Source organism: Pseudomonas sp. BN515 (assembly GCF_029873155.1).
In the GTDB taxonomy this organism is placed as follows: domain Bacteria; phylum Pseudomonadota; class Gammaproteobacteria; order Pseudomonadales; family Pseudomonadaceae; genus Metapseudomonas.
In genome coordinates, this window is sequence record NZ_SSOH01000011.1 from 173,403 (window position 1) to 188,333 (window position 14,931).

13 protein-coding genes and 1 other RNA gene are annotated in these 14,931 nt (G+C 64.1%); all 14 read right to left on the reverse strand.

Features of this window, described 5'->3' with window-relative positions; translation table 11 throughout:
* Positions 1–11: 11 nt before the first annotated feature.
* The 14 genes from E8E91_RS02025 to rnpB all read right to left on the reverse strand — a co-directional run bounded on the left by E8E91_RS02025 (position 12) and on the right by rnpB (position 14,908).
* Positions 12–875, reverse strand: coding sequence for a cell division protein FtsQ/DivIB (locus E8E91_RS02025; RefSeq protein ID WP_190827194.1), 864 nt, complete (start codon positions 873–875; stop codon positions 12–14).
* Between the two features lie 4 nt (positions 876–879).
* The gene (locus tag E8E91_RS02030) at positions 880–1,827 is read right to left on the reverse strand and encodes a D-alanine--D-alanine ligase (RefSeq protein ID WP_280374392.1); all 948 of its coding nucleotides are present in this window, start codon (positions 1,825–1,827) and stop codon (positions 880–882) included.
* Positions 1,824–3,284, reverse strand: coding sequence for a UDP-N-acetylmuramate--L-alanine ligase (gene murC, locus E8E91_RS02035; RefSeq protein ID WP_280374393.1), 1,461 nt, complete (start codon positions 3,282–3,284; stop codon positions 1,824–1,826). The genes E8E91_RS02030 and murC overlap by 4 nt, the downstream gene beginning before the upstream one ends.
* Positions 3,277–4,347: an undecaprenyldiphospho-muramoylpentapeptide beta-N-acetylglucosaminyltransferase gene (gene murG / locus E8E91_RS02040; protein WP_280367194.1), complete on the reverse strand. Its 1,071-nt coding sequence runs from the start codon at positions 4,345–4,347 to the stop codon at positions 3,277–3,279. Before murG ends, murC begins: the two co-directional genes overlap by 8 nt.
* The gene (gene ftsW / locus E8E91_RS02045; RefSeq protein ID WP_280374394.1) at positions 4,344–5,552 is read right to left on the reverse strand and encodes a putative lipid II flippase FtsW; all 1,209 of its coding nucleotides are present in this window, start codon (positions 5,550–5,552) and stop codon (positions 4,344–4,346) included. Before ftsW ends, murG begins: the two co-directional genes overlap by 4 nt.
* Complete coding sequence (murD, locus tag E8E91_RS02050; protein ID WP_280374395.1) at positions 5,552–6,898, reverse strand: UDP-N-acetylmuramoyl-L-alanine--D-glutamate ligase; 1,347 nt, start codon at positions 6,896–6,898, stop codon at positions 5,552–5,554. Before murD ends, ftsW begins: the two co-directional genes overlap by 1 nt.
* A 6-nt stretch (positions 6,899–6,904) precedes the next feature.
* Positions 6,905–7,987 carry a phospho-N-acetylmuramoyl-pentapeptide-transferase gene (gene mraY, locus E8E91_RS02055; protein WP_280355911.1) on the reverse strand — a complete coding sequence of 361 codons (1,083 nt, stop codon included), beginning with the start codon at positions 7,985–7,987 and terminating at the stop codon, positions 6,905–6,907.
* A gap of 2 nt (positions 7,988–7,989) precedes the next feature.
* Positions 7,990–9,354 carry a UDP-N-acetylmuramoyl-tripeptide--D-alanyl-D-alanine ligase gene (gene murF, locus E8E91_RS02060; protein ID WP_280374396.1) on the reverse strand — a complete coding sequence of 455 codons (1,365 nt, stop codon included), beginning with the start codon at positions 9,352–9,354 and terminating at the stop codon, positions 7,990–7,992.
* The gene (gene murE / locus E8E91_RS02065) at positions 9,347–10,810 is read right to left on the reverse strand and encodes a UDP-N-acetylmuramoyl-L-alanyl-D-glutamate--2,6-diaminopimelate ligase (RefSeq protein WP_280374397.1); all 1,464 of its coding nucleotides are present in this window, start codon (positions 10,808–10,810) and stop codon (positions 9,347–9,349) included. Before murE ends, murF begins: the two co-directional genes overlap by 8 nt.
* Positions 10,810–12,540, reverse strand: coding sequence for a penicillin-binding transpeptidase domain-containing protein (locus E8E91_RS02070; RefSeq protein WP_280367372.1), 1,731 nt, complete (start codon positions 12,538–12,540; stop codon positions 10,810–10,812). The genes murE and E8E91_RS02070 overlap by 1 nt, the downstream gene beginning before the upstream one ends.
* Positions 12,540–12,833 (reverse strand): cell division protein FtsL, encoded by a 294-nt coding sequence (gene ftsL / locus E8E91_RS02075; RefSeq protein WP_280367183.1) that lies wholly within the window; start codon positions 12,831–12,833, stop codon positions 12,540–12,542. Before ftsL ends, E8E91_RS02070 begins: the two co-directional genes overlap by 1 nt.
* Positions 12,830–13,777 carry a 16S rRNA (cytosine(1402)-N(4))-methyltransferase RsmH gene (rsmH, locus tag E8E91_RS02080; protein ID WP_280374398.1) on the reverse strand — a complete coding sequence of 316 codons (948 nt, stop codon included), beginning with the start codon at positions 13,775–13,777 and terminating at the stop codon, positions 12,830–12,832. The genes ftsL and rsmH overlap by 4 nt, the downstream gene beginning before the upstream one ends.
* Positions 13,774–14,229: a division/cell wall cluster transcriptional repressor MraZ gene (gene mraZ / locus E8E91_RS02085; RefSeq protein ID WP_151131983.1), complete on the reverse strand. Its 456-nt coding sequence runs from the start codon at positions 14,227–14,229 to the stop codon at positions 13,774–13,776. Before mraZ ends, rsmH begins: the two co-directional genes overlap by 4 nt.
* A gap of 320 nt (positions 14,230–14,549) precedes the next feature.
* Positions 14,550–14,908, reverse strand: an RNA gene (gene rnpB, locus E8E91_RS02090) — RNase P RNA component class A.
* Positions 14,909–14,931 lie beyond the last annotated feature (23 nt).

The window sequence follows — 14,931 nt, forward strand, 5'->3', positions numbered from 1 at the left end:
TTCTCTCTAATTCACTGCACGGCGACCGTGGTCGCCGCCGGGGCCTCGACCGGCGTCCGCCAGGCCACTGCGAGGCCGTTGGGATAGCGCAGGTCGACGCGCTCTATGTTCGCAATCTGGTCCTTCAGCGTTTTTTCGTAGATCGAGATAAAACGTCGCATCTTCTCCACCAGATGATCCCGCCCAAGCAGGAGCTCGACGCCCTGCCCGGTGGACAGGAACCAACTGCCGCGCTCGCGCAGCTCCAGCCGGACTATGGAAAAGCCGAGCGGGCGCAGCATCTGGCTGAGCATCTGGTATTGCTGCATTACCTGCTCCTGGGCGCGCTGCGGTCCCCAGAGCTGCGGCAGCTGTTCGTAGTGGGCCAGTTCGCGCGGGGCGAATGCCTGGCCCTGGTTGTTCAGCAGTGCCTCGTCGCCCCAGCGGGCGATGGGCAGTTGTTCTTCCAGTCGGACCATCACCTGGTCCGGCCACACCCGGCGTACCTCGGCGTGGGCGATCCACGGCATCTGCTCCAGCTCGCGGCGCATGCCCGCCAGGTCGATGCTGAAGAAGCTCGCGGCGATGTACGGCGCAATGCGCTGCTGAACCGCCTGCTGGCTGATGTAGCTCAGATCGCCCTGGACATTGACCTTGGCGATGGGCCGGTCGGCGTACGGTAGCAGCCGCTGGGCCGCTTCGTAGGCACCGAAACCGAGCACCACGAGCATCACCGGCCAGACCAGCTTGCGCAGGAAGCCAAAACTGGGCTTGGGCAGGCGCTGGCTCAGCGGTTCCTTGGCCACCGTCCGGCTGGCGCCACGCGGTATCGGCTTGCGCGACGGAGCGACGCGGCCGATTACGGGTTCCTGGCGGCGGATAGTGGCGCTACGCATGGGATCAGCCCCTTGCCTCGACGCTGTCGGTCAGGATCGCCAGCACCAATTGCTGGAAATCCAGACCCGCAGCGCGTGCGGCCATGGGCACCAGGCTGTGATCGGTCATGCCCGGTGCGGTGTTGACTTCAAGGAGCCAGAAGCGCCCTTCGGCGTCCTGCATGACGTCGGCACGGGCCCAGCCCTGGATGCCGAGGGTTTCGCAGGCGCGCGCGGTGAGTTGCTTCAGCTCCTCTTCCTTGTCCGCATCCAGGCCACAGGGGATCTGGTAGCGGGTATCACTGGCCAGGTACTTGGCGTCGTAGTCGTAGAAGGTGTGCGGGGTACCGAGGCGGATGGGCGGCAGCACTTCGCCGCGCAGCCAGGCAACGGTGAATTCCGGGCCGTGGATCCACTGTTCCACCAGTACCTGCGGGTCGTAGACGCCTGCATCACGCCAGGCCTCGATCAGCGCGTCGACGTCCTCGACCTTCGCCATGCCGATGCTGGAACCTTCATGCGCCGGCTTGACGATCAGCGGGAAGCCCAGCTCAGTGGCTGCCTGGCGGCAGTCCTGCTCGCTGGCCAGCACGGCGTGGCGCGGCGTCGGCAAGCCGAGGCTGATCCACAGCTGCTTGGTACGCAGCTTGTCCATCGCCAGGGCCGAAGCCAGGATGCCGCTGCCGGTATAGGGGATTTCCAGGCACTCCAGCAGGCCTTGCATGCTGCCGTCTTCGCCGCCACGGCCGTGGAGGATGATGAAGGCGCGGTCGATCTTTTCCGCCTGCAGCCGTTGCAGCAGGTCGTCACCGACATCGATGCCGAAAGCGTCCACACCGGCAGACTGCAGGGCTTGCAGCACCATGGCGCCGGATTTCAGCGAAACCTCGCGCTCGGCGCTCTTGCCGCCGTAGAGCACGGCGACCCGACCGAACGCAGCCGGCTCGAGGGTGGATTTGAAGTGCGCGCTCATTTCGTCTTCCTCTTGGCGGCGTCTTCGGCCTGACCGCCAAACAGCGGGTTCTGGATCAGTTGCGGTGCCAGTGCACCGATGTCACCGGCCCCCTGGCAGAGCAGGATGTCGCCGGGACGCAGCAGCGGATTGACCAGTGGCGCGAGGTCCACGCCACGCTCGATATAGATCGGGTCCAGCTGGCCGCGCTGACGAATGCTGTGACAGAGCTGACGGCTGTCGGCACCGGGAATCGGCTCTTCGCCAGCCGGGTAGACCTCCATCAGCAGCAGGACGTTGGCTTCACCCAGTACCTGCACGAAATCGTCGTAAAGATCGCGGGTACGGCTGTAGCGGTGCGGCTGGTAGACCATCACCAGGCGGCGCTCCGGCCAACCACCACGAACGGCCTTGACCACTGCGGCCACTTCGCGCGGATGGTGGCCGTAGTCGTCTACCAGCATCACGCTACCGCCTTCGATTTGAAGCTCGCCGTAGACCTGGAAGCGCCGGCCCACGCCCTGGAAGCCGGACAGGCCCTGGACGATGGCTTCGTCGCTGATGCCTTCGTCGGTGGCAATGGCGATGGTGGCCAGGGAATTCAGCACGTTGTGGTTGCCCGGCATATTCACCGAGACATCCAGCGGCTCGCGGTCCTTGCGCAGGACGGTGAACCAGGTGCGCATGCCTTCCTGACGGATATTGATGGCGCGTACGTCGGCGTCTTCGGAGAAGCCGTAGGTCACGGTGGGGCGTGCCACCTGGGGCAGGATTTCGCGGACCACCGGGTCATCCACGCAGAGCACGGCCAGACCGTAGAACGGCAGGTTGTGGAGGAACTCCACGAAGGTCTTCTTCAGTCGATTGAAGTCGCCCTCGTAGGTGCTCATGTGGTCCGCGTCGATGTTGGTGACCACGGCCACCATCGGCTGCAGGTGCAGGAAGCTGGCGTCGCTCTCGTCGGCCTCGGCCACCAGATAGCGGCTGGTGCCGAGCTGGGCATTGGTGCCCGCGGCATTCAGGCGACCGCCGATGACGAAGGTCGGGTCCAGGCCGCCGGCGGCGAAGACCGACGCGATCAGGCTGGTGGTGGTGGTCTTGCCGTGGGTACCGGCGACGGCGATGCCGTGGCGGTAGCGCATCAGCTCGGCGAGCATTTCAGCGCGCGGCACCACCGGGATACGGCGTTCCAGGGCGACCGCAACCTCGGGGTTGGATTTGTTCACGGCGCTGGACACCACCAGCACATCGGCGTGCTCGGCGTTCTCGGCGCGGTGGCCGATGAAGATTTGCGCGCCGAACTTCTCCAGGCGCTCAGTCACGGCCGAGGCCTTGAGGTCGGAACCGGAAACCCGGTAGCCCAGGTTCAACAGCACTTCGGCGATCCCGCACATCCCCACGCCGCCGATGCCGACGAAGTGGATACGACGGATGCGGCGCATCTCCGGCTGGGGCATGGCTTTCTGGCTCTCAACCATTGGCCACCTCCAGGCAGATCTCGACCACGGTGCGGGTGGCTGCGGGTTTGGCCAGACGGCGGGCGGTAGCGCCCATGGCCTTGAGTTTCTCGGGCTGCATCAGGACCTCGGTCAGCTGAGCGGCCAGCGTGGCCGCGTCAGTGGAATGTTGCGGAAGAAGGACGGCCGCGCCCTCCTTCGCCAGGTATTCGGCATTGCGCGACTGGTGGTCGTCGATCGCATGGGGCAGCGGCACCAGGAACGATGGCAGGCCGGCAGCGGCCAGTTCGCTCACGGTCAGGGCGCCCGCACGGCAGATGACCAGATCGGCCCAGGCATAGGCACGGGCCATGTCCTTGATGAAAGGCGCGACCTCCGCTTCGACCGCGGCCTCGCGATAACGCTCCGCAGTGATCTCGTCATGTTTGCGACCGGCCTGGTGGAACACTTCCGGGCGCAGGTCAGCGGACAGCCGGGAAAGGGCTTCGGGCAGCAGCTTGTTCAGGGGCTCGGCGCCCAGGCTGCCGCCCAGCACCAGCAGGCGCGGCTTGCGACCGGCCAGGGTGTCACGCGGAGTTTCCAGGAACAGCTCTTCACGCACCGGGTTGCCGGTGGTGCGCCGCTTGTCGCTTTTCCCGAAGGTATCGGGGAAGGCCTCGCAAACGCGGCTGGCGATCGGTGCCAGGCTGCGGTTGGCAGTGCCAGCCACGGCGTTCTGCTCATGAATGATCAGCGGTACGCCGGACAGGCGCGCGGCCAGTCCGCCGGGACCGGTGACATAGCCGCCCATGCCCAGCACGCAGACCGGCTTGAGCTCACGCACGATGCGGCGCGCCTGGAACAGCGACTTGAGCAGTTCGAATGGAGCCTTGAGCAAGGACTTCAATCCCTTGCCGCGCAGGCCACTCACCTGGATCAGGTGCAGCGGCAGGCCGGCCTGGGGAACCAGTTCGTTCTCGATGCCTTTCGGCGTACCCAGCCAGTGCACTTTGAAACCACGGGCCTGGAACTCGCGAGCACAGGCCAGGGCGGGGAATACGTGGCCGCCGGTGCCGCCGGCCATGATCAGCACGTTGCCGCTCATGGGCGCACCTCCTCGTCGAAGAAATCACTCTCGACGAACTCCACTTCCTCGTTGCCCAACTGGGTACGCCGCTCCCATTCGATTCTCAGCAACAAGGCCAGGCTGACGCAGCAGATCACCAGGGAGCTGCCGCCGTAGCTGAGGAACGGCAGGGTCAGGCCCTTGGTTGGCAGCAGACCGACGTTCACGCCGATGTTGATCAACACCTGGCCGATCCAGAGGAAAGCGAGGCCGTAGGCGACGTAGGCGGAGAAATACTGGCGCGCCTTCTCAGCCCACAGCCCAATGTAGAGGGCCCGGACGCTGACGAAGACGAACAGGCCGACGGTTGCCAGTGCGCCCACCATTCCCAGCTCTTCGGCCAGCACGGCGAACACGAAATCGGTATGGGCTTCCGGCAGGTAGAACTGCTTCTGGATGCTGTTGCCCAGGCCAACACCGAACCATTCGCCACGACCGAAGGCGATCAGTGCCTGGCTGAGCTGATAGCCCGCGCCGTACTGGTCGGCCCAGGGATCCACGAAGTTGGTCAGACGCTGCATCCGGTAGCTTTGGCTGGTCATGACCAAGACGCCGGCAGCCAGTACAGCGCCTGCCAGGGGGATGAAGCGAACCAGATTGATACCGCCGAGGAAGAGCATCGCGATGCAGGAGCCCACCAGCACCACGGTGGCTCCGAAGTCCGGTTCGGCCAGCAGCAGTACGGCGATCGGGCCCAGCACCAGCATTGGCTTGATGAAGCCGGTCAGCTTCTCGCGAACTTCGTCCTGGCGACGCACCATGTAGCCGGCGATGAACATCACGGTGAACAGCTTGGCCAACTCGGACGGCTGCAGGTTGAACAGACCGAAACCAATCCAGCGCTTGGCGCCGTTGATCTCTCGGCCGATCCCGGGAAGCAGGACCATGATCAGCAGGACGATGGCAGCCAACATCAGTCGAGCACCATGGCGCTGCCAGAAAGCCATGGGGATCTGTAGCGTGATCAGGCCCGCGACGAGACCGATCATCAGGTAAATCAGGTGGCGGATCATGTGGTACAGCGGGTTGCCGGACAGCGCCGCCGCGACTTCCGACGAAGCCGAGGTGATCATCACCAGGCCCAGGCCGAGCAGCGACAGGCAACCGGCCAGCAGCGGGAAGTCAATGTCGATGCCGCGGCGGCTGCGCAGCGGCGACGGGGCGGCGAGCAGACGGGCCAGCATCAGACGAGCCCCTCCACGGCCTGGGCGAATAGACGCCCGCGTTCTTCGAAGTTCTTGAACATGTCCAGGCTTGCGCACGCCGGCGAGAGCAGTACGGCGTCGCCAGCCTCGGCCAGTTCGGAGCAGCGCAGCACGGCGTCGTCCAGGGTTTTGACCCGAACCAGCGGCACGGCATCTCCCAGCGCGGCGGCGATCAGCTCGGCATCGCGGCCCAGCAGAACGACGGCGCGGCAGAACGCTTCCACCGGGCCCTTGAGGCCAGAGAAATCAGCGCCCTTGCCATCACCGCCGGCAATCAGCACCAGCTTGCCGTCGATATCGGCGCCCAGGCCTTCGATGGCCGCCAGGGCTGCACCGACGTTGGTTGCCTTGGAATCGTCGTAGTAGGACACGCCACGCAGTTGGCGCACCCACTGGCAGCGATGGGCCAGCCCGGCGAACGTGCGCAGGGTATCGAGCATGGGTTCGAACGGCAGGCCGACCGCGTGGCCCAGAGCCAGGGCAGCCAGCGCATTGGATTGGTTGTGGGCGCCGCGAACCTTCAGTTCGCGAACCGACATCAGCTTGTCGAACTGGTAGGCCAGGTACTTCTCGCCGTCTTCCTCTATCAGGCCGAAGGACTTGAAGTCAGGTTTGTTCAGGCCGAATGTCCAGCACGGCAGTTGGTCGGCCACCAGCGGACGCGACAAGGCGTCGCCGCGATTGACAACGACCTGGCGCGCGCCACGGAAGATGCGGTGCTTGGCGAGGTGGTAGGCCTGCATGTCAGCGTAGCGATCCATGTGGTCTTCGCTGACGTTGAGCACGGTGGCCACCTCGGCATTCAGCCGGTCGGTGGTTTCCAGTTGGAAACTGGACAGCTCCAGCACGTAGAGCTCGACGTCGTCATCCAGCAAGTCCAACGCCGGGGTACCAAGATTGCCGCCTACAGCGACACGCTTGCCGGCGGCCTGGGCCATGTCGCCCACCAGGGTGGTGACAGTGCTCTTGGCGTTCGAGCCGGTGATGGCGACGATCGGCGCCTTGGCATGGCGAGTGAACAGTTCGATGTCACCGGACAGCTTGGTACCGCGCCTTGCCGCTTCTTGCAGCGCAGGCGTGGCCACGGCCAGGCCAGGGCTCACGTAAAGCTCGCTGGCGCGGCTGAGGAAATCCGGATCGAGCTCGCCACAACGCACTTCCACCTGCGGGAACTGGCTCTGGATCGTCGCCAGCTCCGGCGGGTTCGCACGGGTATCAGCCACGGCAAACGGCACGCCCTGGCGCGCCAGGAAGCGCACCAGGGACATGCCGCTCTTGCCGAGGCCGACAACGATGCGGAACTGGTCGGAAGCGATCAGCGTCACTCTCGATTACCTCAGTTTCAGGGTGGCAAGACCAACGAGCACCAGGATCACAGTGATGATCCAGAACCGTACGATGACCCGGGGTTCGGGCCAGCCTTTCAGTTCGAAGTGGTGATGGATAGGGGCCATTCGGAAAACACGACGACCGGTCAGCTTGAACGATGCGACCTGGATCATCACCGACAAGGTCTCCATGACGAACACGCCGCCCATGATGAACAGCACCACTTCCTGGCGCACGATCACGGCGATGGTGCCCAGCGCCGCGCCCAGGGCCAGGGCGCCGACGTCACCCATGAAGACCTGGGCCGGGTAGGTGTTGAACCAGAGGAAGCCGAGGCCGGCGCCCACCAGGGCGGCGCAGAACACGATCAGCTCGCCCGCGCCCGGTACGTAAGGGATCAGCAGGTAGTCGGCGAATTTGATGTTGCCCGACAGGTAGCAGAAGATCCCCAGCGCGCCGCCGACCATCACGGTGGGCATGATGGCCAGGCCGTCGAGGCCGTCAGTCAGGTTCACCGCGTTGCTGGAGCCGACGATCACAAAGTAGGTCAGCACCACGAAGCCAATGCCCAGCGGGATCTCGATGTTCTTCACCAGCGGCAGGATCAGTGTGGTCTCGGCCGGCGTGCTGGCGGTCATATAAAGGAAGATCGCGGCGGCGATGCCGAACACGGACTGCCAGAAATACTTCCAGCGGCTCGGCAGGCCCCGGGAGTTCTTCTCGATCACCTTGCGATAGTCATCCACCCAGCCGATGGCGCCGAACGCCAGGGTCACGGCCAGCACCACCCACACATAGCGATTGGACAGGTCGGCCCAGAGCAGGGTGCTGATGGCGATGGCGGTCAGGATCAGCGCGCCACCCATGGTCGGCGTGCCGGATTTCGACAGGTGCGATTGCGGGCCATCGTTACGTACGGCCTGACCGATCTGGCGGATCTGCAGGGTGCGGATCATCCAGGGACCGAGCCAGAGCGACAGCGACAGCGCTGTCAGGACGCCGAGAATCCCGCGCAGGGTCAGGTACTGGAATACGCCGAACCCTTTATAGAACTGTTGCAGGTACTCAGCGAGCAGCAGCAGCATGATTAGTGAGCCTCCCCCGTCCCGCAGAATGCCGCGACGACTTTGTCCATCGCCGCGCTGCGGGAGCCTTTGATCAAAATTGTGGTGTTTGCATCCTGCTCGCTGACCAGCGCCTGGATCAGGCTGGCCTGGTCGGCGAAGTGGCGCCCCTGGGCACCAAAGGCAGCGACGGCGTGCGCCATCAGCGGGCCAACGGCGTACAGGGCACTGACTTTGCCGCGAGCATATTCGCCAACTTCGCGATGCCCTTGCTCGGCCCAGTCGCCAAGCTCGCCCATATCTCCGAGCACCAGGACGGTGCGACCGGAAAAGCCGGCGAGTATATCAACGGCGGCCAGCATCGACGCGGGGTTGGCGTTGTAGCTGTCGTCGATCACGCGCATGCCGCTCGTGGCGAGCTGCGCTACGGCGCGGCCTTTGACAGGCTGCAGGTTTTCCAGGCCTGCCTTGATCCCGACCAGCGGCACGCCAAGGGCGTGTGCGGCGGCAGCGGCGGCCAGGGAGTTGGCGACGTTGTGCGCCCCCAACAGGTTCAGCTGGATGTCCGCGTCACCGGCCAGGCCACGAAGGCTGAAGGCCATGCAACCGCGCGCATCGCGGGTCAGGTTCTCGGCACGTACATCGGCGCGGCCATCAGTCACGCCGAAGCTGATCACGCGGCGGCCTGCAGCGCGGGTGTGCCAGATGTCGAATGCGCGGTCGTCGCGGTTCAGCACGGCGACGCCGTCAGCCGGCAGCCCCTCGAGGATTTCGCCTTTGGCTTCGACAATCTTTTCCGGACCACCGAACTCGCCCACATGGGCAGTACCGGCGTTGTTCAGAATCGCCACCTGCGGCCGGGTCAAGCCGACGGTGTAGAGGATTTCACCGACGCGCGAGGCACCCAGTTCGATCACCGCACTGTCGTGTTCGGCACCCAGCTCCAGAAGGGTCAGGGGCACGCCGAGGTCGTTGTTCAGGTTGCCGCGCGTTGCCAGCACGCTTCCCTGGGTCCGCAGGATGCTGGCAAGCATCTCCTTGACGGTGGTCTTGCCGCTGGAACCGGTGACCGCTGCGACGCGGCCGGTGAAACCGTCGCGATTGTAGGCACCCAGGCGGCCAAGACCTTCGCGGGTATCGGCCACCACCAGTTGCGGGATGGGCGCATCCGCCACCTTGCGCTGTACCAGAGCGGCGATGGCGCCCTTGGCAGCAACGTCGCCAAGGTAGTCATGGCCGTCGAAACGCGGGCCAACCAGGGCGATGAACAGTTGTCCGGCTTCGATCTTGCGGCTGTCGCTGGAAACGCCGGTGAAGGCGACGTCGGCCCCCACCAGCTCGGCTTGCAGCGGTCCGAGGAGTTCGGAAAGACGGAAGGGCTTAAGCATTGGGCACCTCCCTCGCGTCCAGCGCCTTGGCCGCCTCATCGAGATCGGAGAAGGGATGGCGTACGCCAGCAATCTCCTGGTAATCCTCATGGCCCTTGCCGGCCAGCAGCACGACGTCGTCAACGCCAGCGGAAGCGATCAACTGGGCGATAGCCAGGCCACGGCCGGCGATGAACTCGACCTTGTCCGCATCGGCGAAGCCCGGACGGATATCAGCGAAGATCTGCGCCGGGTCCTCGGTACGCGGGTTGTCGTCGGTTACCAGCACGTGGTCGGCCAGGTGCTCGGCAACGGCAGCCATCAGCGGACGCTTGCCGCGATCGCGATCGCCGCCACAACCGAACAGGCAGAGCAGGCGACCACGGACATGGGGACGCAGAGCCTGCAGAACCTTCTCCAGGGCATCCGGCGTGTGGGCGTAATCCACCACCACCAGCGGCTTCTCGCCGCCGCCCAGTCGTTGCATACGCCCTACCGGGCCTTGCAGCGACGGCAGGACCTTCAACACATCGGCCAGCGGGTAATCCATGGCCAGCAACGCGCCGACAACGGCCAGCAGGTTGCTCAGGTTGAAGCGCCCCAACAGCGGACTGCGCAGCAAGCCTTCACCCTGATGGGTAACCAGGTGGGCACGCACGCCGTGATCGTCGAAATGGGCTTCTCGGCAATAAAGGAAGGCACTGGAATCTTCCAGGCTGTAGCTGAACAGACGCGACTCGTGCTGTTCGCCGGCCAGTTTGCGGCCGAATTCGTCATCCAGGTTGATCACCCGCGCACGCAGGTTCGGCCAGTTGAACAGCTTGGCCTTGGCGGCCGCGTAGGCCTCCATCGAACCATGGAAGTCCAGGTGGTCGCGGGACAGGTTGGTGAACGCCGCGACATCGAAGTCCAGCGCAGCAACCCGACCCTGCTCCAGGCCATGGGAGGAAACTTCCATGGCCACGGCACGGGCACCGGCTTGTTTCAGGCCTGCCAGGGTGGCCTGCACGGCCAGCGGATCGGGTGTGGTGTGGCGACCGCTTTCCAGCTCGCCATAGAAGCCGGTACCCAGGGTACCGACGATGCCGCAGCGCTCGCCCAACTGGTCGAGGGCCTGGGCCAGCAGCTGGCTGACACTGGTCTTGCCATTGGTGCCGGTGACACCGACCAGGCGCAGGGCACGGCTCGGCTCACCATAGAAGCGACCGGCAATAGCCGACAGCTGACCGGCCAGGCCTTTGATCGGGATCAGCTCGGCACCAGCGGCTTCCGACACCTTCGCATCCACGGTTTCATAGGCCACGGCGACGGCGCCACGGGACACCGCATCAGCAATGTGGTCTCGACCGTCGTGCTGGGCACCGGGCACGGCCAGAAACAGATCGCCCGGACGCACCTTGCGGCTGTCCAGGGTCAGTTCACGAATCAGGGTGGCGCTTTGCGCCTGGGGCAACAATTGGTTCAGTGGCATGGGCATCAGATCCGCCCTCCTTTGCCGGTGGCCGCTTCCGCGGTCTGTTGTTCCTCGGTGGGCAGGTTGTCCGGCGCGATGTTCATCAGTCGCAGCGCGCCGGCCATCACCTTGCCGAATACCGGGGCCGAAACCAGGCCGCCGAAGTAGCCCGCCTTGCTGGGCTCGTCGATCACCACCACCATCGCAATGCGCGGATTGGTGGACGGACCGAAGCCCGCGAAGAGCGAGCGATAGGCGTTCTGGGTGTAGCCCTTGGTTCCTACGCTGGCTTTACGCGCCGTACCACTCTTGCCGGACACGTGGTACCCAGGCACTTGTGCGCGGAACACACCGCGCGGCGCCTCGACCACCTGCTGGAGCATGCCCTGCATGGTCTTGGCCACTTCTTCCGGAAGGACCTGGGCACCGTCGGGGATGCTGTCCACCCGGGTCATCGACAGCGGCACGGCCTGACCGTTGTTGGCCAGGGTGGCGTAGGCATGGACGAGCTGGATCGCGGTAGTGGACAAACCGTAGCCATAGGACAGGGTGGCGGTTTCGGCCTTGCGCCACTCGCGGTGGTTGGGCAGGTTGCCCACACGCTCGCCCGGGAAGCCGAGACCGGTATCCTGGCCGAGGCCGAGCCTGCGCATGGTGTCGTAAATGGTCTCGCCGCCAATATCGAAGGCGATCTTGCTCATGCCGACGTTACTGGAGTTGATCAGGATTCCGGTCAGGTCGAGGATCGGCCCTTCGGTCCTGGACACGTCCTTGATGGTGTAACGGCCGATCTGCAACGAGCCGGGGTATACCTCGACCTTGTTCTCGGGCTTCCAGCGGCCGGTCTGCAGCGCAGCGGCCATGGAGATCGGCTTGACCGTAGAACCCGGCTCGAACACGTCGATCATCGCGCGGTTACGCATGGCGGCCGGTTGCAGGTTGCGACGGTTGTTCGGGTTGTAGGTGGGCTGGTTGGCCATGGCCAACACTTCGCCAGTCTTCACGTCGACGATCACCAGGCTGCCAGCCTTCGCGCCGTTCTCTACCAGGGCGTTGCGCAGCTCCCGATGGGCCAGGTACTGCAGGCGCAGGTCGATGGACAGGGCCAGGGTCTTGCCCGGCTTGGCATTGCGGGCGACCTGGACGTCCTTGATCAGACGGCCACGTCGATCCTTGAGGACCTGGCGCTTGCCGGGCACGCCGGCCAGCCATTCCTCGAACGAAAGCTCGACACCTTCGCGCCCACGATCATCGACATCGGTGAAGCCAACCACATGAGCGGTCACTTCACCCGCCGGATAGAACCGGCGGAATTCCTCGATCCCATAAACGCCCGGCAGCTTGTTGGCCAGAACAGCCTGCCCCTGCTCCGGGGTGAGGCCGCGCGCCAGGTACATGAATTCGCGATTGGCGTTCTGCTCGATGCGCTGGGCGAAGCCTTTCGGGTCCTGACCCAGCGCTTGGGCGATGCGCGGCCACTCGTCGCGAACCGCCATCAGATCCTTGGGGTTGGTCCAAAGCGTGGTGACCGGGGTACTCACCGCCAGCGGTTCACCATTGCGGTCGGTGATCAGGCCGCGGTGGGCGGGAATCGGGATATGCCGAACGCTACGAGCATCGCCATGCGCCTTGAGGAAGTCATGGTCGATCACGTGCAGGTCGACGATACGCCAGGAAATGGCGCCGACCATGATGGCAAGCAGGCCCAGAACGATCCGGAAGCGCCAGGGATAGAGTGCGCCTTCCAGCTTCATCATGGCGCCACCATCCGCACTTCGGCCGGATCAGGGATGCGCATCTTCAGCTGTTCGCTGGCCAGGGACTCGATGCGGTTGTGTGCGGTCCAGGTACTCTGCTCGAGGACCAGGCGCCCCCATTCGGCCTGGGCTTTGTCGCGCACGCTGAGTTCCGCGTAGAGCTCGTTGAGCAGCTTGCGGTTCCAGTGGGCGCTATAGGAAACGGCAATGGCGGACAGCAGGACGCCACCAAACAGCAGCAGCATCAGCAGGCTGCCACCGGGCAGGGGCTTGGCGTAAATGCGGCTCATCGCAGCTTCTCCGCCACACGCATGACTGCACTGCGCGAACGCGGGTTGGCCTTGAGCTCTTCGTCCGACGCGTATTGCGGCTTACCCAGCAGCTTCAGGCGCGGCTCGAAAACGGCCTGACGAATCGGCAGGTCGCGGGGCAGCTTGTCGGCTTCGCCCTTGGCGTGCTTGCGCATGAACTGTTTGACGATGCGGTCTTCCAGGGAGTGGAAGCTGATCACCACCAGGCGACCGCCAACGGCGACTGCCTCGAGCGCGGCATCAAGCCCCTGCTCAAGGTCGCCCAGTTCGTTGTTGACGTGAATTCGGATGCCCTGGAACGCACGGGTCGCAGGGTTCTTGCCCTTTTCCCAGGCCGGGTTGGCGGCGCTCAGTACGGCCGCAAGGTCGGCGGTGCGTTCGAAGGGCTTCTCTGCGCGACGCTGCACCACGGCACGGGCCATTCGCTTGGCAAAACGCTCTTCGCCGTAGTCCTTGAAGACACGGGCGATTTCGTCCTCGCTGGCACCGGCGATCCACTGCGCAGCGCTCTGGCCGCGATCAGGGTTCATGCGCATGTCCAGCGGGCCATCATTGAGAAAACTGAAACCACGCTCCGGATCGTCCAGCTGTGGGGACGAGACGCCAAGGTCGAGCAGAACGCCGTCCACCTTGCCATCCAGGCCGCGCTGGCGCACTTCGTCACCGAGCTCGGCAAAGCTCCTTTGCACAATGACAAAGCGGCCGTCATCGGCCGCCAGAGCTTGCCCCGTCGCAATCGCTTGCGGGTCCTTGTCGAATCCCAGCAAGCGCCCCCCGGGTCCAAGCCGCTCAAGGATGAGCCGGCTATGCCCGCCCCGCCCGAACGTGCCATCCAGGTAGCAGCCATCCGCGCGCAGGGCGAGGCCTTCCACTGCCTCTTCGAGCAGGACGGTGATATGGCGGAAGCTGCTGGTTGCACTCACAGGATTAGGTCACGTAGTTCGTCCGGCAGACCGCCGGGCTGTTTGATTGCCATGAGGTCTGCCTCGGAAATCGCGTTCCAGGCATCCTCATCCCACAGTTGGAATTTGTTCAGTTGACCGACCAGCATGGCCCGCTTGTCCAGTCCGGCGTGCTCGCGCAGGCGCGGCGGCACCAGAAAGCGACCGGCGCTATCGAGCTCCAGGTCCACGGCATTACCGATCAGCAAACGTTGCAGGCGACGAGTTTCCTCGCGCAGGGAAGGCAGCTCTCGTAGCTTGGCTTCGATGAGCTCCCATTCAGGCAGGGGGTAAACAGTCAAACAGGGATCGACGGCGTCGATTGTAACGATGAGCTGGCCACCACAACGCGAAACGAGCTCGTCCCGATACCGACTTGGCATCGCGAGTCGCCCCTTAGCGTCGAGACTGATGGCGTTGGCTCCGCGAAACACGGCTGCGCTCCCCCTTTGATTGGCTTTCCTTGCCGATAAATCCCACTTCTACCCACTTCACTCCACTTCCGCACACTATAGAAATGGGCCAGCCCCACCGTCAAGGCGCGCAAAAGCGGAAAATTCCTTACAGGACGGCAATTTAGCGAGGGCTGAGAGGGGATTTAGACGGTTTTGACGGAGTAAAGCAGGAGGAAAATCCAGCACTTACAAGGAGCTGAACTTCGAACTTAAAGTAATTTGTTAAGAGTAAGATCTTTTCGGCATTTGAAAGGAGGGGAACGCAACACCGAAGAGCTAACGCGGAGAGAAGTAAAAAAGCAGAGAGTCGATCTGTAAGCCGGGTTCTGTCGAGGACAGTCATTCATCTACGGCTGCCATCACTGACAGCCTTTAGCAACCTACCCGAATCCGACGCGGGCCACGCCATGGATTCCTATTTGGTCTTGCTCCGAGTGGGGTTTACCTAGCCACGAACTGTTACCAGTCGTGCGGTGCGCTCTTACCGCACCTTTTCACCCTTACCGGCGCTTACGCGCTTAGGCGGTTATTTTCTGCGGCACTTTCCGTAGGCTTGCGCCTCCCAGGCGTTACCTGGCACTCCGCCCTATGGAGCCCGGACTTTCCTCCCTCTCAAAATCGCAGAACGAAATGAGACAGCGACTGTCCGATCGACTCTCCGCCGCCAAGGTTAACGGCAGG